The sequence below is a fragment of the Pseudomonas sp. FG86 genome (assembly GCF_057808775.1).
The window spans coordinates 20,853-38,987 of record NZ_JBMDIS010000010.1 but is presented as its reverse complement, the minus strand read 5'-3'; the positions used below and the strand labels follow the sequence as shown (position 1 = coordinate 38,987).

General features: G+C 63.8%; 20 protein-coding genes. 19 read left to right on the top strand and 1 reads right to left on the bottom strand.

Annotated elements, in window-relative coordinates:
- Positions 1–42: 42 nt before the first annotated feature.
- Positions 43–813 (bottom strand): ParA family protein, encoded by a 771-nt coding sequence (locus ACODSV_RS09435; protein WP_489045142.1) that lies wholly within the window; start codon positions 811–813, stop codon positions 43–45.
- A gap of 337 nt (positions 814–1,150) precedes the next feature.
- Here ACODSV_RS09435 and ACODSV_RS09430 point away from each other — a divergent pair, with 337 nt between their 5' ends.
- The 19 genes from ACODSV_RS09430 to ACODSV_RS09340 all read left to right on the top strand — a co-directional run bounded on the left by ACODSV_RS09430 (position 1,151) and on the right by ACODSV_RS09340 (position 18,122).
- The gene (locus ACODSV_RS09430) at positions 1,151–1,870 is read left to right on the top strand and encodes a beta-ketoacyl synthase chain length factor (RefSeq protein ID WP_024073004.1); all 720 of its coding nucleotides are present in this window, start codon (positions 1,151–1,153) and stop codon (positions 1,868–1,870) included.
- Positions 1,846–2,658 carry a lysophospholipid acyltransferase family protein gene (locus ACODSV_RS09425; RefSeq protein WP_150054011.1) on the top strand — a complete coding sequence of 271 codons (813 nt, stop codon included), beginning with the start codon at positions 1,846–1,848 and terminating at the stop codon, positions 2,656–2,658. The genes ACODSV_RS09430 and ACODSV_RS09425 overlap by 25 nt, the downstream gene beginning before the upstream one ends.
- Positions 2,636–2,905, top strand: coding sequence for a phosphopantetheine-binding protein (locus ACODSV_RS09420; RefSeq protein WP_024073002.1), 270 nt, complete (start codon positions 2,636–2,638; stop codon positions 2,903–2,905). Before ACODSV_RS09425 ends, ACODSV_RS09420 begins: the two co-directional genes overlap by 23 nt.
- Before the next feature lie 9 nt (positions 2,906–2,914).
- Complete coding sequence (locus tag ACODSV_RS09415) at positions 2,915–3,169, top strand: acyl carrier protein (RefSeq protein WP_003187949.1); 255 nt, start codon at positions 2,915–2,917, stop codon at positions 3,167–3,169.
- Positions 3,166–3,711 (top strand): COG4648 family protein, encoded by a 546-nt coding sequence (locus ACODSV_RS09410; protein ID WP_024073001.1) that lies wholly within the window; start codon positions 3,166–3,168, stop codon positions 3,709–3,711. The genes ACODSV_RS09415 and ACODSV_RS09410 overlap by 4 nt, the downstream gene beginning before the upstream one ends.
- Positions 3,708–5,378, top strand: a complete 1,671-nt coding sequence (locus ACODSV_RS09405) for an ApeI family dehydratase (RefSeq protein WP_150054010.1) — start codon at positions 3,708–3,710, stop codon at positions 5,376–5,378. Before ACODSV_RS09410 ends, ACODSV_RS09405 begins: the two co-directional genes overlap by 4 nt.
- An 89-nt stretch (positions 5,379–5,467) precedes the next feature.
- The gene (locus ACODSV_RS09400; RefSeq protein WP_150054009.1) at positions 5,468–6,202 is read left to right on the top strand and encodes a glycosyltransferase family 2 protein; all 735 of its coding nucleotides are present in this window, start codon (positions 5,468–5,470) and stop codon (positions 6,200–6,202) included.
- Positions 6,199–7,134: a lysophospholipid acyltransferase family protein gene (locus ACODSV_RS09395; protein ID WP_069075109.1), complete on the top strand. Its 936-nt coding sequence runs from the start codon at positions 6,199–6,201 to the stop codon at positions 7,132–7,134. The genes ACODSV_RS09400 and ACODSV_RS09395 overlap by 4 nt, the downstream gene beginning before the upstream one ends.
- Positions 7,118–8,659 (top strand): HAL/PAL/TAL family ammonia-lyase, encoded by a 1,542-nt coding sequence (locus ACODSV_RS09390; RefSeq protein ID WP_150054008.1) that lies wholly within the window; start codon positions 7,118–7,120, stop codon positions 8,657–8,659. The genes ACODSV_RS09395 and ACODSV_RS09390 overlap by 17 nt, the downstream gene beginning before the upstream one ends.
- Positions 8,652–9,077 carry an acyl-CoA thioesterase gene (locus ACODSV_RS09385; RefSeq protein WP_024072996.1) on the top strand — a complete coding sequence of 142 codons (426 nt, stop codon included), beginning with the start codon at positions 8,652–8,654 and terminating at the stop codon, positions 9,075–9,077. The genes ACODSV_RS09390 and ACODSV_RS09385 overlap by 8 nt, the downstream gene beginning before the upstream one ends.
- A complete protein-coding gene (locus ACODSV_RS09380; protein WP_411741571.1) occupies positions 9,074–9,757 on the top strand; it encodes an outer membrane lipoprotein carrier protein LolA in 684 nt (227 codons plus the stop codon). The genes ACODSV_RS09385 and ACODSV_RS09380 overlap by 4 nt, the downstream gene beginning before the upstream one ends.
- Positions 9,747–12,059: an MMPL family transporter gene (locus tag ACODSV_RS09375; protein WP_024072994.1), complete on the top strand. Its 2,313-nt coding sequence runs from the start codon at positions 9,747–9,749 to the stop codon at positions 12,057–12,059. Before ACODSV_RS09380 ends, ACODSV_RS09375 begins: the two co-directional genes overlap by 11 nt.
- A gap of 33 nt (positions 12,060–12,092) precedes the next feature.
- Entirely contained in the window at positions 12,093–13,340 is a 1,248-nt protein-coding gene (locus ACODSV_RS09370; protein WP_150054007.1) for an NAD(P)/FAD-dependent oxidoreductase, read from the top strand.
- Positions 13,337–14,071 carry a class I SAM-dependent methyltransferase gene (locus ACODSV_RS09365; RefSeq protein ID WP_150054006.1) on the top strand — a complete coding sequence of 245 codons (735 nt, stop codon included), beginning with the start codon at positions 13,337–13,339 and terminating at the stop codon, positions 14,069–14,071. The genes ACODSV_RS09370 and ACODSV_RS09365 overlap by 4 nt, the downstream gene beginning before the upstream one ends.
- Positions 14,068–14,550, top strand: coding sequence for a hypothetical protein (locus ACODSV_RS09360; protein WP_150054005.1), 483 nt, complete (start codon positions 14,068–14,070; stop codon positions 14,548–14,550). The genes ACODSV_RS09365 and ACODSV_RS09360 overlap by 4 nt, the downstream gene beginning before the upstream one ends.
- Complete coding sequence (locus tag ACODSV_RS09355; protein WP_024072990.1) at positions 14,547–15,713, top strand: beta-ketoacyl-[acyl-carrier-protein] synthase family protein; 1,167 nt, start codon at positions 14,547–14,549, stop codon at positions 15,711–15,713. Before ACODSV_RS09360 ends, ACODSV_RS09355 begins: the two co-directional genes overlap by 4 nt.
- A complete protein-coding gene (locus ACODSV_RS09350; RefSeq protein ID WP_024072989.1) occupies positions 15,710–16,171 on the top strand; it encodes a hotdog family protein in 462 nt (153 codons plus the stop codon). Before ACODSV_RS09355 ends, ACODSV_RS09350 begins: the two co-directional genes overlap by 4 nt.
- Positions 16,168–16,896: a 3-oxoacyl-ACP reductase FabG gene (gene fabG / locus ACODSV_RS09345; RefSeq protein WP_024072988.1), complete on the top strand. Its 729-nt coding sequence runs from the start codon at positions 16,168–16,170 to the stop codon at positions 16,894–16,896. Before ACODSV_RS09350 ends, fabG begins: the two co-directional genes overlap by 4 nt.
- Positions 16,896–18,122 carry a beta-ketoacyl-ACP synthase gene (locus ACODSV_RS09340; RefSeq protein ID WP_024072987.1) on the top strand — a complete coding sequence of 409 codons (1,227 nt, stop codon included), beginning with the start codon at positions 16,896–16,898 and terminating at the stop codon, positions 18,120–18,122. The genes fabG and ACODSV_RS09340 overlap by 1 nt, the downstream gene beginning before the upstream one ends.
- Positions 18,123–18,135 lie beyond the last annotated feature (13 nt).

Sequence of the window (18,135 nt, the reverse complement as noted above, 5' to 3'; positions counted from 1 at the left end):
GGGCTTGCCCGCTCCCACATTGGGTCCGGGTAGCGCTTGAGGTCAGGCATTTTCCAGCAGGTTGTGCAGCTCCACGAATTGCAGAGTGAGCTTATGCCGTGGGTACAGGTGGATCAGCGGCTTGTTCTGCTGGTGCGACTCACGCATGCGCACTGAGCTGGCCAGGTACACCGGCAACACCGGCAAGCCTTCGGCCATCAACTCATCGAGCATCTGCTGCGGCAGGCTCGCCCGGGCCTGGAACTGGTTGACTACGATGCCTTCCACTTCCAACCCCTCGTTGTGGTCCTCCTTCAACTCTTCGATTTCCGCCAGCAGGCCATACAACGCCTGGCGCGAAAAACTGTCGCAATCGAAGGGGATCAATACACGATCAGCGGCAATCAGCGCCGAAACCGCATAAAAATTCAATGCCGGCGGGGTATCCAGGTAAATCCGGTCGTAATCCTCGCTCAATTCATCCAGCAGCTTTCGCAGCTTGTTGATCTTGTGCTTGGCCTCGAGCTTGGGCTGCAAATCCGCCAACTCTGCGGTGGCCGTGATCACATGCAGGTTGTCGAACGGTGTCTCGTAGATATCCACGCGGTTTTTCTTGGAAAAAGGCCCGGAAGACAGGGTTTGCTTGAAGAATTCGGCAATGCCCATCGGGATATCGTCGCCGGTCAGCCCGGTAAGGTACTGGGTGGAGTTGGCTTGTGCATCGAGGTCCACCAACAGGGTTCGATAGCCTTCACTGGCGCTGACCGCCGCCAGGTTGCAGGCGATACTGGACTTGCCAACGCCGCCTTTCTGATTGAACACCACGCGCCGCATGGAAAAACCTCCGTGTATCAATGAATGTCCGAGTGTAGAGGGCAAAAGCGCCTGTTCGCTACCTCGTTCATCCATGCACGGCTGCATTAACCGCGAGCCATGGCTCATCGCGTACAAACGAATAGGAAGGGTCCGACAATCCAATTCGTCCTGCGGTAAAGGACAATCTGTAAATCTCTCCGCAAATTTTGTAATCAGCCGTGAACAATTCTTTACCAAAGTTTGCTAGAACCCCACAGCACCCGGATAATGCGCGCCATTCGGCTCTTGCTCACCGTCCCGGTAAACTCGGCCAATGGCCGCACATGGAAGCCCGCAGGGGCGGGATAACTTCTCAGTGATCAACTTCAACATCGCCCAATGGCGTGCCTGGGCTCCTGGCCTGGACAGCGCGGACGACTGGTACGCCTGGTGCCGGGCCCCGGTGTTGCTGCCCGCCAGCGAAGCCAGCCCCGACGTATCGTTCTTGCCCGCCATGCAGCGCCGCCGCCTCAGCCGCCTGGCACGCATGGCGTTCAGCGTGGGTTGGCCGCTGGCCGAGGGCCGGCAAGACCTGCCCCTGGTGTTTATTTCGCGTCACGGCGAAACCCCGCGCACCCTCGACATCCTCAGCGACCTGGCCAATGACCAGCCGCTGTCGCCGACCCAGTTCAGCCTGTCGGTACATAACGCAGTGATTGGCCTGTGGTCGATCCTACGCAATGAAACCAGCGAGATGACGGCCCTTGCTGCCGCTGGCGACGGCCTGGAACACGGCCTGCTCGAAGCCGCCGCCCTGCTCAATGAAGGCGCCCCGGCCGTGTTGCTGGTGATTACCGAAGAACAGCCGCCTGAAGCCTATGCCGACTGGATCGCGGACGTGCCGTTCCCCTATGCCCTCGGCCTGCTGCTGACCCCAGGCGACGAGTGGCAACTGGAACTTACCCGCGGCACTGTCCAACCCACTCAAACCCAGTGGCCCCATGCCCTGAACCTGCTGCGCACCCTGCTCACTGAACAGGTCGCCTGCCAACATGCCTGGAAGAACCGCGTATGGAACTGGCAACGCAAGCCCTGACCGACAAACCACGGGACGCCTACTACTGGCGCCTGCTCGCCACCGCCGCCAGCTTCGCGCTGTTCGGAGTGGGCGGCCTGTGCCTGCGTTTACTGGTGTTCCCGTTGCTCGCGTGCCTGCCGGGAAGCGCCGAAAAACACCAACGCCGCGCCCGCCATACCATCAGCAAGCTGTTCTGGTTCTTTATCCGAGTGATGCAGCGCGCCGGCGTGCTGACCTACAGCGTCGAAGGTGCGGAAAACCTCGGGCGCCCAGGCCAGATGATCATCGCCAACCACCCATCGCTGATCGACGTGGTGTTTTTGATCGGCCTGGTGCGCCAGGCCAACTGCGTGGTCAAGCAAAGCCTGTGGCAGAACCCCTTCACCCGTGGGCCGGTGCGCGATGCGGGCTATATCAGCAACGACGGCAGCAGCGAAATGCTCGATGCCGCTGCCGATGCCCTGCGCGGCGGCCAGACCCTGATCATTTTTCCCGAAGGCACCCGCACCACCCCTGGCTCGGCGCCTGCCTTTCATCGCGGCGCCGCCGCCATTGCGCTGCGCGGTGCGACAATCATCACCCCCGTGGTGATCAAGGTCAGCCCCACCACCCTGACCAAGGCCGAACCCTGGTATCGCATCCCAAAACGCCGCGTGCACTTCAGTTTGCGGGTAGGGGCCGATATAGAACCACAGGCGTTTGCCGCACTCGGGCCCGCGCCCCAGGCTTCACGCAAGCTCAACGATTACCTGCATCACTATTTTATTAAGGAGCTCGCCGAAGATGAGCGACCAACACAGCCTTGAGCACGACATAAAGGTGCTGATCATCGAGGCCCTGGGCCTGGAAGACATCAGCGCCGACGACATCGGAAACGATCAAACCCTGTTCGGCGAAGGCCTCGGCCTGGATTCGGTAGACGCCCTGGAATTGGGCCTGGCGATCCAGAAAAAGTACGGCATAAAAATCGATGCCGACGCCAAGGACACCCGCAATCACTTCACCAACGTGGCCAGCCTTGCGGCGTTCGTCACGGCCAGACAGGCAGCTTGAGACCGGACCATGCAAACTCGTGACGATATTTTCAACACCCTGCGCGATGCCTTGGTGGAACTGTTTGAACTGCCCCCGGAACGCGTCACCCTCGACGCCAACCTGTACCAGGACCTGGAAATCGACAGCATCGACGCCGTGGACCTGATCGACCATATCAAGCGCCAGACCGGCAAGAAGATCGCCGCTGAGGAATTCAAGGCAGTACGCACCGTGAACGATGTGGTTGAGGCGGTGTACCGTCTGGTCCAGCCGGCCGCATGAGCCGGTTGATTAGCCTTGGCCTGTTGTTGGCGGGGCTGCTGTACCCTTTTGCCGTGTATTACGGCACCGAGCACTTTGCGCCGTGGCAATTTGGCTTGCTGCTGGGCAGCCTGTGGCTGTTGCGCGCGCTGACCGCTGCACGGCGCCCCGGTAGCCGCTGGATGGCCGTGGCGGTCATCGTGTTTTGCCTGCTGCTGGCCTGGTTCGACAACCCTCGCCTGTTGCGCTGGTACCCGAGCCTGGTCAGTGCATTCATGCTCACGCTGTTCGGCCTGAGCCTGAAATACGGCCCGCCGATGGTCGAGCGCCTGGCCCGCATGAGCGACCCTCAGCTGCCAACCCACGCCGTCGTGTATACGCGCCAGGTCACCGTGGTGTGGAGTGTGTTTTTTCTATGTAATGGCCTGCTCGCCGCCGCCCTCACCCTGTGGGCGCCGCTGAGCTGGTGGACGTTGTACAACGGCCTGATCGCCTACGGGCTGATGGGGCTGTTGTTTGCCGTGGAATGGCTGGTACGACAAAGGGTTCGAGGCCGCGTATGAATGGGTTGAAACTTGAGCAGTTGCTGCTTGAGCCGCTGCAACAGCGTTTGGTCACCACCGAACCTGCGATGAATCACGCCCAGCTGTGGGAACAATCCCTGCGCCTGGCGGCAGGTTTGCAGGCACATGGCATCAAGCGCGTGGCTGTCCATCTGGAAGATGCCGGCCTATTGGCCGTCGCCTTGCTGGCTGCCTGGCGCGCCGGGGCCAGCGTGCTGCTGCCCGCCGACCTGCAACCGCAAACCCGCCTACGCTGGGCCGATGCCGTCGACGCCTGGTTGATCGCCGCCGATGACCTCGACGCGCTCGACCAAGCGCCGCTGGACCCGGCGACACTGGATCTGGACACTTGCCAACTGAGCCTGTGTACCTCCGGTTCCAGCGGCGAACCCAAGCGCATCGACAAGACCCTGCGCCAGCTGGCCAACGAAGTTGAGGCCCTGGAAGCCCTATGGGGTCCAGACCTTGAAGACGCGTGCATCATCGGCAGCGTCGCCACCCAACATATCTACGGTTTGCTGTTCCGGGTGCTATGGCCGTTGTGCGCCGGCCGTCCCTTTGTGCGCCACCAACTGGCCTTCCCCGAGGATTTACAGCGCGCCAGCCGCGAACACGCGCATTTTGCCTGGGTCGCCAGCCCGGCGCTGCTCAAGCGCATGGGCGATAACCTCGACTGGACGGCGCTGAGGCAAGTGTCGCGGGTGTTCTCTTCCGGTGGCGCGCTGCCCATCGAGGCCGCCGGCAGCCTTTACGATCGCCTGCAGCAATGGCCGACAGAAATCCTCGGCAGCTCGGAAACCGGTGGTATTGCCTGGCGCCAAGGCGCACAGCCGTGGCAGCCGTTTGCCGGTGTCGAGCTGAGCCAGGACGGCGACGGCGCCCTGCGCATCGCCTCGCCGTACTTGCCCGCCGGGCATATCGAGCAGACCGCCGACGCCGCCCGCATCCACGCCGATGGCCGCTTCGAACTGCTCGGCCGCCTGGACCGCATCGTCAAGCTGGAAGAAAAACGCATCTCCCTGCCCATGCTTGAACACGCGCTGATGGCCCACCCGTGGGTCACCGAAACCCGCCTGGGCGTGGTCCAGGAAAACCGTGCGTCACTCGGCGCGCTGGTGGTGTTGAGCGCCGAGGGCCTGCATGCCCTGCGCAACCAGGGCCGACGCACCGTGACCCAAACCCTGCGCCAGCACCTGAGCCAACACTGCGAAGCCCTGGCCCTGCCTCGGCGCTGGCGCTTGCTGCGCCAGTTGCCACTGAACAGCCAAGGCAAGCTGCCCCAGGCGGATGTCGAAGCACTGCTGCTGGCCCCCCGGCCAAAAGCGCCGGAGGTGCTGGAACACGTCGAAGTCGATGGCGAATGGACCTTGCAACTGAGCGTCCCGCCGGACCTGGCCTATTTCAGCGGCCACTTCCCGGTCACCCCGGTGCTGCCGGGCGTGGTGCAAGTGGAGTGGGCATTCAACCTCGGCCAGCAGTGCCTGGACCTGCCGCCGACCTTCGCCGGCATGGAAGTGCTCAAGTTCCAGCAACTGGTGCGTCCGGGCGACTGTATCGAACTGCACCTGCGCTTCGACCAGGAACGCGGCAAGCTGTATTTCGCCTACCGCAACGGCGTCGCCACCTGCTCCAGCGGCCGGATCCAATTGGAAGCCGCCCATGCATAAGCTTTTGTGGCAAATCGGCTTCCTGTGGGGGGGGGGGGGGGGGGCGCGCCCGCGCGCCACAGGGTGTTTTCCTATCAATGAGGGACACCATGCATAACCCCTGCGCCCTGATCCCGGTCTACAACCACGAAGCCGCCGTGCCGGCCGTGGTCCATAGCCTGCTGAACAGCGGCCTGCCCTGTCTGCTGGTGGACGATGGCAGCAACCCGGCGTGCGCGGCGGTATTGGCGCAACTGGCGAACCTCGATAACGTCACCCTGCTGACCCTGCCCAACAACCAGGGCAAAGGCAGTGCGGTCATGGCCGGTTTTCGCGAAGCCGCGCGCCTGGGCTTCACCCACGCCCTGCAAGTGGACGCCGACGGCCAACATGACCTGCGCGAAGTCGAAAGCTTTATCGACACCTCACGCCGGCACCCCACGGCCGTGATCTGTGGCTACCCCGAATACGATGACAGCGTGCCCAAGGCTCGTTTGTATGCGCGCTACCTGACCCATGTGTGGGTATGGATCAATACCCTGTCGCTACAGATTCGCGACTCGATGTGCGGCTTTCGCGTATACCCGCTGGCGCCCACGCTGGCCCTGATGGACTCGGCCTACATCGGCACACACATGGATTTCGACTCCGACATCCTGGTGCGCCTGGCCTGGCGCAACCAGCCGATGCGCTGGCTGCCGACCCAGGTGCATTACCCCGCCGACGGGCTGTCACACTTCCGCCTGTTCCGTGACAACGTGCGCATTTCGGCCATGCACACCCGGTTGTTCTTCGGCATGCTGGTGCGCGCGCCGATGATCCTGTGGCGACGGTGGCAGGCATGAGCGACAGCAGCAAACACTGGGCCGATCGCGAGGAGCGCGGCAGCTACTGGCTGATGAAATTCACCGCCGTCGCCGCCAAGGTGCTTGGCCGACGCCTGCTGAGCCCGCTGTTGTACGGCATCGTGTTGTACTTCTTCCTGTTCGGCCGCACGGCGCGCCAGAGCGCCTGGCAGTACCAGCAGCGCCTGGCTGAGTGGAGCGGTCGGGATGAGCTGCGTCCGAGCCAGCGCAAAGTCTTCGGCCAGTTCATGGCCTTTGCCGACGCCTTGCTCGACAAGCTCGACGTCTGGAACGGCAAGCTGCGCCTGGAACAGATCGAGATCAACGACCCGGCGCAATTGCGCGGGCAACTGCGTGGCGAACGCGGACAGATGCTGGTGGGTGCGCACCTGGGCAACCTCGAAGTGTGCCGTGCGCTGGCGGAAATCGGCGAACGCGTCACCATGAACGTGCTGGTGCACACCAAGCATGCCGAGCGTTTCAACCGCCTGCTGGGCGAAGCCGGCGCGACCCATTTACGCCTGATCCAGGTCAGCGAGCTGGACCCGGCCACCATGCTGCTGCTCAGCCAGCGCCTGGACGAAGGCGAATGGCTGGCAATTGCCGGCGACCGCGTACCGCTGCATGGCGGGCGCACGGTGCGCGTGGACTTCCTCGGCCATGACGCCGCCTTCCCCCAGGGCCCGTGGCTGCTGGCGGGCCTGCTCAAATGCCCGGTAAACCTGCTGATGTGCCTCAAACACCAGGGCCGCTATCGCCTGACCATCGAGCCCTTCGCGCAATCGATCGAATGGAAGCGCAGCACCCGCGAGCAGGTCATCGCGCAGTGGACCGCGCGCTACGCCGCACGCCTGGGCCAGTTCTGCCTGGAAGCGCCCCAACAATGGTTCAACTTTTATCCCTTCTGGAAGACCGATGACGACGCATCTTGAGCCGGTAACCTTTGGCGAACGCCCTCTGCGCATTGAAGACGTATTGGCCCTGGCCAACCGTCAGGTGCCCACGCACTTGCAGGATGACGCCGCCTATCGCCAGCGCATCGCCAAAGGCGCGCAGTTCCTCGACTCGCTGCTCGACAAGGAAGGCGTGATCTACGGCGTGACCACCGGCTACGGTGACTCCTGCGTGGTGGCGGTGCCATTGCAGCACGTCGAAGCGCTGCCGCGTCACCTGTACACCTTCCACGGTTGCGGCCTGGGCAAGTTGCTCGACGCACAAGCCACCCGTGCCGTGCTGGCGGCGCGTTTGCAGTCGCTGTGCCACGGCGTGTCCGGCGTGCGTGTGGAGCTGCTCGAGCGCCTGCATGCATTCCTGGAACACGATGTACTGCCGCTGATCCCGGAAGAAGGCTCGGTGGGGGCCAGCGGTGATTTGACGCCGCTGTCCTATGTGGCTGCAACCCTGTCCGGCGAACGTGACGTGCTGTTCCGTGGCGAACGCCGCCAGGCCATCGACGTACACCGCGAATTGGGCTGGCAGCCGCTGGTGCTACGCCCCAAGGAAGCCCTGGCGCTGATGAACGGCACTGCGGTGATGACTGGCCTCGCCTGCCTGGCGTTCGCCCGCGCCGATTACCTGCTGCAACTGGCCACGCGCATTACCGCGCTGAACGTGGTGGCGCTGCAAGGCAACCCGGAGCACTTCGACGAGCGCCTGTTCGCCGCCAAGCCGCACCCTGGGCAGATGCAAGTTGCGGCCTGGCTGCGCAAGGACCTGGCGATTGATGCGCCGACAGCCCCTTTGCACCGCTTGCAGGATCGTTATTCACTGCGTTGCGCGCCCCATGTGCTCGGCGTGCTGGCCGACAGCCTGAGCTGGCTGCGTTCGTTTATCGAGATTGAGCTCAACAGCGCCAACGACAACCCGATCATCGACGCCGAAGAAGAGCGCGTGCTGCACGGCGGGCATTTCTACGGCGGGCATATCGCGTTCGCCATGGACAGCCTCAAGACCCTGGTGGCCAACGTCGCTGATCTGTTGGACCGGCAACTCGCGCTGCTGGTGGACGTGCGTTACAACCATGGCCTGCCGAGCAACCTGTCCGGCGCGCCGGCGGACCGCGCGATGATCAACCACGGGTTCAAGGCCGTGCAGATCGGTACCAGCGCCTGGACCGCCGAAGCGCTGAAAAATACCATGCCGGCCAGCGTGTTCTCGCGCTCCACCGAATGCCATAACCAGGACAAGGTGAGCATGGGCACCATTGCCGCCCGCGACGCGATCCGCGTGCTGGAGCTGACCGAACAGGTGGCCGCCGCCACCTTGCTCGCGGCCAACCAGGGTGTGTGGCTGCGCGCCCAGGCCGAGGATGCACGCCCACTGCCACCGGCATTGGCCGCCATGCACGAAGAACTGGCCAAGGACTTCCCGCCGGTCATCGAAGACCGTGCCCTGGAAGGCGAACTGCGCCTGTGCCTGCAACGCATCGCCGAGCAACACTGGGGGCTGCATGCGTAGCCCTGGCGTACTGCACAGCGACACCGAAATCCTCGTGCCGTTTTTCGACGTCGACACCATGAACGTGGTGTGGCACGGGCATTACGTGAAGTACCTGGAAGTGGCGCGCTGCGCGTTGCTGGACAAGATCGGCCATAACTACGCGGCGATGCTCGAAGCCGGCTACGCCTGGCCGGTGATCGACATGCAACTGCGCTATGTGCGCGGTGCGGTGTTCGGCCAGACGATCAACGTGCGCGCCAGCCTGGTGGAGTGGGAGAACCGTTTGAAGGTCAATTACCTGATCACCGATCTGGCCAGCGGCGAGCGTTTGACCCGAGCCAGCACCGTGCAAGTGGCGGTGGAAATTGCCACTCGCGAAATGCAACTGGCCTCGCCCAAAGTCTTTACCGACGCCGTAGAGAGAGCCTTGAAATGAGATCCCCTGTGGGAGAGGGCTTGCCCCCGATGGACGTCAACGATAACGCGACCCGCCTGACACTGCGCAGCGCCCTGCGTTTTTTCGCGAGCAAGCTCGCTCCCACCCTGACCGGGTTGTTGCTGAGCTTCAGCGCTCACGCTTTCGATTTGCAGCAACTGAGCGATCAACTGGCCAAACCGTCTGTGATCCACGGCAGTTTCATCCAGGAAAAACACCTGCGTGCACTGCCGCAACCGTTGGTCAGCAAAGGCACCTTTGTGCTGGCCAAGGACCACGGCCTGCTCTGGCTGCTGAAAACCCCGTTGCAGCAGGACTACCGCATCAGCCCACAAGGCATTGCCCGCCGCGACGCCAATGGCTGGCAAACCCTGCCGAACAAGAGCGCCGGGGCCGAGCAGAACCGTCTGTTCCTCGCCGTGCTGCAGGGTGACAGCAGCGGTTTGCAACGCGATTTCGAACTGCAACTGCAAGGTGAGGCCACGCAGTGGAAGCTGACGCTGATCCCGCGTTCGCTGCTGCTCAAACAAGTGTTCACCCAGATCAATATCGACGGCGGCGAGCTGGTGCATACCATCGAACTGCTGGAAACCCAGGGCGACAGCACCGTATTGCGCATGCAAGACAGCACGGCGAGCCAACCCTTGAGCGACGCGGAGCAACACGACTTTGCCCAGTGAGCGCCAGTTACCGCGCCTGTTCCTGATCCTGCTGGTGGCCGTGCTGGCCCTGGCCGGCTGGCAGTGGCGCCACGGTGCACCGCTGTCGGCCAACCTGATGGAACTGGTGCCGGGCGGCGCGCCGGACGCCCTGGAGCAGCAAGCCGAACAGCGCATGCAGGAGCCGTTGAATCGCGAGATGCTGGTGTTGGTCGGGCATGCCGATCGCCAGCAGGCGGTGGCCGTGGCCCAACAATTGGGCGAGCGCTGGCAGGCCAGCGGGTTGTTCGAGAAGGTGCAATGGAACCTGCAAGCCGACTTGCCGGCACTGCGTGAGCAATTGCTGCGCGGGCGCTTGGCGATGCTGTCGGGCAAAGACCGCGAGCAATTGATCGACCATCCCGACGCGTTCATCCAGCAGCGTGTGCAATCACTGTTCGACCCCTTCACCGGGTTCAGCCTGGTGCCGAGCCAGGATGACTGGCTGGGCCTCACCGGGCGCATCCAGAACAGCCAGCCGCAACAAGGCGCGGTGCAGCTGGATATCGGCAGCGGTGCGCTGATCGCCGAGGCCGACGGCAAGAGTTGGGTGCTGCTGCGCGCGCGTACCACCGGCAATGCCTTCGATATGAAACTGCCGTTGCAAGTGGCGGATTTGCTCCAGGCCAGCCGCACGCAGGCCAGTGAACAAGGCGCGCAGTTGCTCGCCGCCAGCGGCCTGCTCTACGCCGCCAACGGGCAGCAGCAGGCCAGCCGGGAAATCACCTGGGTCGGCGGCGGCGCGACCGTTGGCATCCTGTTGCTGCTGTTGCTTGCGTTCCGCCGCTGGCGCGTGTTGCTGGCGTTTGTGCCGGTGCTGGTGGGCATGCTGTTTGGCGCGGTGGCCTGTGTGGCGCTGTTTGGCCATATGCACGTGATGACCCTGGTACTCGGCTCCAGCTTGATCGGCGTGGCCGTGGATTACCCGCTGCACTACCTGTCCAAAAGCTGGAGCATGCAGCCGTGGCGCAGCTGGCCGGCATTACGCCTGACCCTGCCGGGGCTAACCCTGAGCCTGGCCACCAGTTGCATCGGTTACCTGGCGCTGGCCTGGACCCCCTTCCCGGCCTTGACGCAAATCGCGGTGTTCTCCGCGGCGGGGCTGGTCGGCGCCTATCTGTCGGCCGTCTGCCTGTTGCCGGCGTTACTCAAGGGCGTGGAACTGCGCCCGGCGCAATGGCCGCTGCGCATCGCCGAGGGCCTGTGGCGCATGCGCGCCTCGCTGGTCAAGCGCGTGCCGAGCGCGGTGCTGCTGGTGTGGGTACTGCTGTTCTGCGCCGCTGGCCTGTGGCAGTTGAACAGCAAAAACGATATTCGCCAGTGGATCGGCGCACCGCCGCAATTGCTGCAAGAGGCCCAGGCCGTGGCGCGTATTACCGGGTTCCAGCCCACCAGCCAGTTCTTCCTGGTGCGCGCGGACAATCAGCAGCAGTTACTGGAACGCCAAGCCGCCCTGGGCCAGCGCCTGGAACAGTTGGTGAATATGGACAAGCTCCAGGGCTACCTGGCGCTGAACCAGTTGGTCAACCTGCCGGCCGAGCAACAACGGCTGCGCGAGGCATTGAATAAACTGCCGGAACATTGGCAACCGCTGCTGGACCTCGGTGTGCCGGCCAGCGCGCTGCAAGCCGAAGTCGCGCAGTTGCAGGCGCTGCCCACCGAAGACATCGACGCTGCGCTGGTCGGCCCCCTGGCAGAACCCTGGCGCACGCTGTGGCTGGGCCCGGTGGACGGCGGCGTGGCGGCCATGGTCAGCCTGCAAGGCTTGAACAACCCGGCACTGCTGCAGGTGCAGGCCGTGGATTTGCCCGGCGTGCAACTGGTCGATCGCCTGGGTGACTTGAATCGCGTTTTCGCCGCGACCCAGATCAGCGCGGCTGAATTGAAGTTGATGTCGTGCGGGCTGATCGTGCTACTGCTGGTCCTGCCGTTCGGCTTGGGCGGTGCATTGCGTATCGTTGCCCTGCCGTTGCTGGCGGCGCTGTGCAGCCTGGCCAGCCTGGGTTGGCTGGGCCAGCCACTGACGCTGTTCAGCCTGTTCGGCCTGCTGCTGGTCACGGCCATCAGTGTCGACTACGCGATCCTGATGCGTGAACAGATCGGCGGGCCCGCGGTCAGCCTTTTAGGAACACTGCTGGCGGCACTGACAACCTGGTTGTCGTTCGGCCTGCTGGCGGTGTCGAGCACGCCGGCAGTGAGTAATTTCGGTCTGTCGGTCAGCCTGGGCCTGGCGTTCAGCTTTATGCTGGCGCCCTGGGCCGGCCAACAGAAGCACGCCTTATGAATGTGATTATCGCCAATGTGGCAAGGAGCCCTCGTGCCCATAGTTGAAATGGAACGTCGCCAGGTGGTGGTGATCGGTGCCGGCCCATCCGGTGCCATCGCCGCGACGCTGCTAAAGCGCCAGGGGCATGATGTCTTGATTATCGAGCGCCAGCATTTCCCGCGCTTCTCGATTGGCGAAAGCCTGTTGTCCCACTGCATCGACTTTATCGAAGAAGCGGGCATGCTCGACGCTGTGCAGGCGGCGGGTTTCCAGGTGAAAACCGGTGCCGCGTTTGCCTGGGGCGAGCGCTACAGCGCGTTCGATTTTGGCGATACCTTCAGCCAGGGCAAGCCGACCACCTTCCAGGTGCAGCGCGGCGAGTTCGATAAGCTGCTGGCAGACCAGGCGGCGTTGCAAGGGGTGGACATCCGCTACGGCCAAACCATCGTCGGCGTGGATTTTTCCGGCGAGTGTCGCTACCTGCATGTGCGCCGCGAGAATGGCAGCGAGTACCACGTCAAAGCCAAGTTCGTGCTCGATGCCAGCGGCTACGGCCGCGTGCTGCCGCGCCTGCTGGACCTGGAAGCGCCGTCGAACTTCCCACTGCGCCAGGCGGTGTTCACCCATGTCGAAGACCGCATCGAACACCCGGGCTTTGACCGCACCAAGATCCTCGTGACCACCCACCCGACCCAGCGCGATATCTGGTTCTGGACCATCCCGTTCAGCAACGGCCGCTGCTCGGTGGGCGTGGTCGCGGCCAAGGCGCATTTCGACGGCCGCGACAGTGACCTCGATGCCTGCCTGCGCGGTTTTATCGACGAGACGCCAAGCCTGTCCGGCGTGCTGAAAAATGCGGTATGGGATACACCTGCACGGACCATCGGCGGTTATTCGGCCAACGTCAAAACCCTGCATGGCCCGGGCTTTGCGCTGCTGGGCAACGCTGCGGAATTCCTCGACCCGGTGTTCTCGTCCGGCGTGACCATCGCCATGCGTTCGGCGAGCATGGCGGCCGGTGTGCTGCACCGCCAGCTCAAGGGCGAGACGGTGGATTGGCAAACTGAGTTTGCCGAGCCGCTCAAGCGCGGTGTCGACACCTTCCGTTGCTACGTCGAAGGTTGGTACGCCGGGACCTTCCAGGATGTGATTTTCCATGCGGGCAGCTCGCCAGAGATTCGTCGGATGATCAGCTCGATCCTCGCCGGTTATGCCTGGGATGAGCGCAACCCATTCGTCAGCGAACCCAAGCGGCGGCTGCGGATGTTGTCGGAGATTTGTGCGGGGGATGCCGCGTGAGCAGTCAGTACTTAAGTAAGCACTACGTCGAAGAAACCAGGTTCGGCTTCTGGTTCCTGCGCAGCCACACCTGGCAGCATCATGTGTTGCGCGTGGCCATCAACGACCTGCGCAGCCTGTTCAGCGAGCCGTTGCCCGTCGCGCCGGTATTGCTCGACGCCGGTTGCGGCCAGGGGAAATCCTTCAAGCTGTTGCAGCAGGTGTTCGCGCCCTCGCGCCTGATCGGCCTGGACGCCGACCCCCATAGCCTGGAACGGAGCCGTGAAGAAGCCACGCGCCAGGGCCTGGCCGTCGAGTTGATCGGCAGCGACTGCGCCACCCTCGATGTGGCGGATGCCAGCGTCGACATCCTGTTCTGCCACCAGACCTTCCATCATCTGGTCGAGCAGCATCGCGCGCTGAACGAGTTCTACCGGGTCCTCAAGCCCGGTGGCTACCTGCTGTTTGCCGAGTCCACCGAAGCCTATATCGACACCTGGGTCATTCGCTGGCTGTTCCGCCACCCGATGCACGTGCAAAAAAGCGCCGAGCAGTACCTGGACATGCTCCGCGAGCAGGGCTTTGAATTCGACGCACGGAATGTCTCTTACCCGTACTTGTGGTGGAGCCGTGCCCGCGATTTCGGCCTGCTCGAGCGCTGGGGCCTGCGCAAGGCGCCCCCGGTGGGCCAGCGGGAAGAAACCCTGGTCAACTGCGTGGCGCGCAAACCCTTGGCGAGCGTCGCGGCATGATGCGCCTGTTGTTGATCGGTTGCCTGTTGCTGCTGAGCGCCTGCGCCAGCCAGCCACCGCTGCCGGAGAAAACCCCGACCCTGGCGTTGCCGCTGCAATTGCATGTGCAGCGCATGGAACGTGGCCAGAGCCAGGATTGGCTGTTGGTGATCCAACGCGAGGGCAACGCCATCCGCTGGTCGATGATGGACCCGCTGGGCATCCCCCTGGCCCGGCAGAAACTCATCGATGGCCAGTGGCAGGCCGACGGCTTGCTGCCGCCCAACCCCCAGGCGCGCGAGCTGTTTGCCGCGTTGCTGTTTGCCCTGGCTTCGGCGGATGACGTGCGCAGCCTTTACCCCAACGCCCAGGCGATGGACCTGACACGCACGCTTCCGGGCCATTGGCAAATCGTCTATCAGTCTTCAGAAGTGTTCAGTGTGAACATCAGCGGGCAGCCGTTGAGTTATCGCATCACACCGCTTGGGGCCGCCCGATGACCGCCTACCTCAATGCCCTCGGCGTGATCTGCGCCCTGGGGCGCGGCCAGGACGCAGTCAGCCGCAGCCTGTTTGCCGGCGACTGCACAGGGATGCGCGCCGAAAGCGGCTGGGTGCCGGAACGAGTGTTGCCGGTGGGCAGCGTACCCGGCGAATTGGCGAGCATCCCTGCGCAACTGGGCCGGCAGAACAGCCGCAATAACCAACTGTTGCTGGAAGCCGCGTTGCAGATCGAAGCGGATATCCGCCAGGCGATCCTGACCTACGGCGCCTCACGGGTCGGCATCGTGCTGGGCACCAGCACCTCGGGCATTGACGAGGCCAGCCGCAGCATCGCCCATTACCTGCGCGACAAGCACTTCCCCAGGGACTACGACTACCAGCAACAGGAACTCAGCGCCCCGGCGAACTTCCTCGCCGACTGGCTGCAACTGAGCGGCCCGGCCTACGTGATCTCCACCGCCTGCACCTCCAGCGCACGCGCGCTGATGAGTGCTCGGCGCCTGTTGGATCTGGGCGTGTGCGACGCGGTGATCTGCGGCGGCGTCGACAGCCTGTGCAAGTTGACGCTTAACGGCTTTACGGCGCTGGAGGCGGTATCCAACGAACGTTGCAACCCCTTTTCAGTGAACCGCAACGGCATCAATATCGGCGAAGCGGCGGTGCTGTTCCTGATGAGTCGCGAGACCGCCCCGATCGCCCTGTTGGGCAGCGGCGCCAGTTGCGATGCGCACCATATTTCTGCGCCGGAGCCGACGGGCAAAGGCGCGTTGCAGGCGATGCGCAAGGCGCTGGCCAGTGCCGGGTTGCAGCCCGAGCAGATCGGTTACCTGAACCTGCACGGCACCGCCACCCAACACAACGACGCCATGGAAAGCCTGGCCGTCGCCAGCCTGTTCCCTGCCGGGGTGGCCTGCTCCTCGACCAAACCCATGAGCGGCCACACCCTGGGCGCCGCCGGCGCACTGGAAGCGGCGTTCTGCTGGCTGAGCCTGGCCCATGGCCGGGTGCCGCCGCACGTGTGGGACGGCCAGGCCGACCCGACGCTGCCGGCCTTGCACTGGGCGCAGGCCGGTGACGCCTTGGAAAAACGCTGCCTGATGAGCAACTCGTTTGCTTTCGGCGGTAATAACGTCAGCCTGATTATCGCAGAGGCCCCATGATCGATTGGCCACTCGCCGAACTGCTGCCCCATGCGGGCGACATGATCCTGATCGACCAGGTGCTGTCGTTCGATGAAGAGCAGATACACACCCGCGCCACCGTCAAGCCAGGCGGCCTGTTCAATCGCCCCGACGGCAGCCTGCCGGCCTGGGTCGGCATCGAATTGATGGCGCAGAGTGTCGCCGCCTATGCCGGCTGTCGTGCCCGCCAAAAAGGCCAGGCCGTGGAACTGGGTTTCCTGTTGGGCACACGCAAGTTCGAGTGCAACGTGGCGCATTTCCCGGCAGGCGCCGAGTTACGCATCCACGGCCTGCGCTCCCTGGAAGACGACAACGGCATGGGTGTGTTCGAATGCCACCTCACCGGTGACGGTATCCAGGCCACCGCGCGCCTGAACGTATTTCGACCGCCCCAGGCGGCCAACTATTTAGAAGAATCGAAGGACGAAACGCCATGACTGAATCCGTACTGGTCACCGGCTCCAGCCGTGGTATCGGCCGCGCCATTGCCCTGCGCCTGGCCCAGGCCGGCCATGACATCGTGCTGCATTGCCGCAGTGGTCGCGCTGAAGCCGACGCAGTGCAGGTCGAGATCGAAGCCCTGGGCCGCAAGGCGCGGGTGCTGCAATTCGACGTGGCGGACCGCGCGGCGTGCAAGGCCATCCTTGAGGCAGATGTGGAGCAACAGGGTGCCTACTACGGCGTGGTGCTCAACGCCGGCCTGACCCGTGACGGTGCGTTCCCGGCCTTGTCCGAAGAGGACTGGGACGTGGTGATGCGTACCAACCTCGATGGTTTCTACAACGTACTGCACCCGGTGATGATGCCGATGATTCGGCGGCGCGCGGCCGGGCGTATCGTGTGCATCACTTCGGTATCGGGCCTGATCGGCAATCGCGGGCAGGTCAACTACAGTGCCTCGAAAGCCGGCCTGATCGGCGCGGCCAAGGCATTGGCCATCGAATTGGGCAAGCGCAAGATCACCGTCAACTGCGTCGCCCCCGGCTTGATCGACACCGCCATGCTCGATGAGAACGTACCGGTCGAAGAACTGATGAAAATGATCCCGGCGCAGCGCATGGGGACCCCGGAAGAGGTGGCCAGCGCGGTGAATTTCCTGATGTCGGCCGAAGCCGGCTATATCACGCGCCAGGTCCTGGCCGTGAATGGGGGCCTGTGCTGATGAAGCGCGTCGTAGTCACCGGCATGGCCGGCATGACCTCCCTGGGCAGCGATTGGGAGACCATCGCCGCCAACTTTCGCGCCAACCGCAGCGGTATCCGTCGCATGGACGAGTGGAACCGCTTCACCGAACTGAACACGCGCCTGGCCGGGCCGATCGATGATTTCGTCGTGCCTGCCCATTGGACCCGTAAGCAGTTGCGCAGCATGGGCCGCGTGTCGCGCCTGGCCGTGTGGGCGGCGGAGCAGGCCTTGAAGGACGCGGGCCTGCTCGGCGATGAGTCGATCAAGGACGGACGCATGGGTGTGGCCTGCGGTTCGTCCACCGGCAGCACCGACGAGATCAAGGCGTTCGGCAATATGCTGCTCAACTCGGTGGCCGAAGGGCTCAACGCCAACTCCTACGTGCGAATGATGCCCCACACCACGGCGGCGAATATCAGCATCTTCTTTGGCCTCACCGGGCGCTTGATCCCCACGTCCAGCGCCTGCACCAGCGGCAGCCAGGGCATTGGGTATGCCTACGAGGCGATCAAATTCGGGCGCCTGCCGTTGATGCTGGCCGGCGGCGCTGAAGAACTGTGCCCCACCGAGGCCATGGTGTTCGATGCGCTGTACGCCACGAGCCTGAAGAACGACGCACCGCAGACCAGCCCGCGCCCGTATGACAGCGCCCGCGACGGCCTGGTGATCGGCGAAGGCGGCGGCATGCTGGTGCTCGAAGAGCTGGAACACGCCCTGGCGCGGGGTGCACATATCCACGCCGAGATTGTCGGCTTTGGCAGCAACGCCGACGGCCAGCACACCACCCGCCCGGAACAGAAAACCATGCGCCGCGCCATGGAGCTGGCCCTGGAAGACGCCGGGCTTGAGCCAGCGGCCATCGGTTACGTGAATGGCCACGGCACCGCCACCGACCAGGGCGACATCGCCGAGACCCTGGCCACCAGCAGCCTGTTCGGCAGCCGCATGCCCATCAGTTCGCAGAAAAGCTTCCTCGGCCACACCCTGGGCGCCTGTGGCGCGCTGGAGTCGTGGTTCAGCATCGAGATGATGAACCGCGACCAGTACGTGCACACCTTCAACCTCGACCATGTCGACCCACAGTGTGGCGAGCTGGACTACCTGCAAGGTGGATTCCGCGAGATGCACCACGACTACGTGATGAACAACAACTTTGCCTTTGGCGGCGTCAACACCTCGTTGATCTTCCGCCGCTGGTCCTGACTTTTTAATCGAC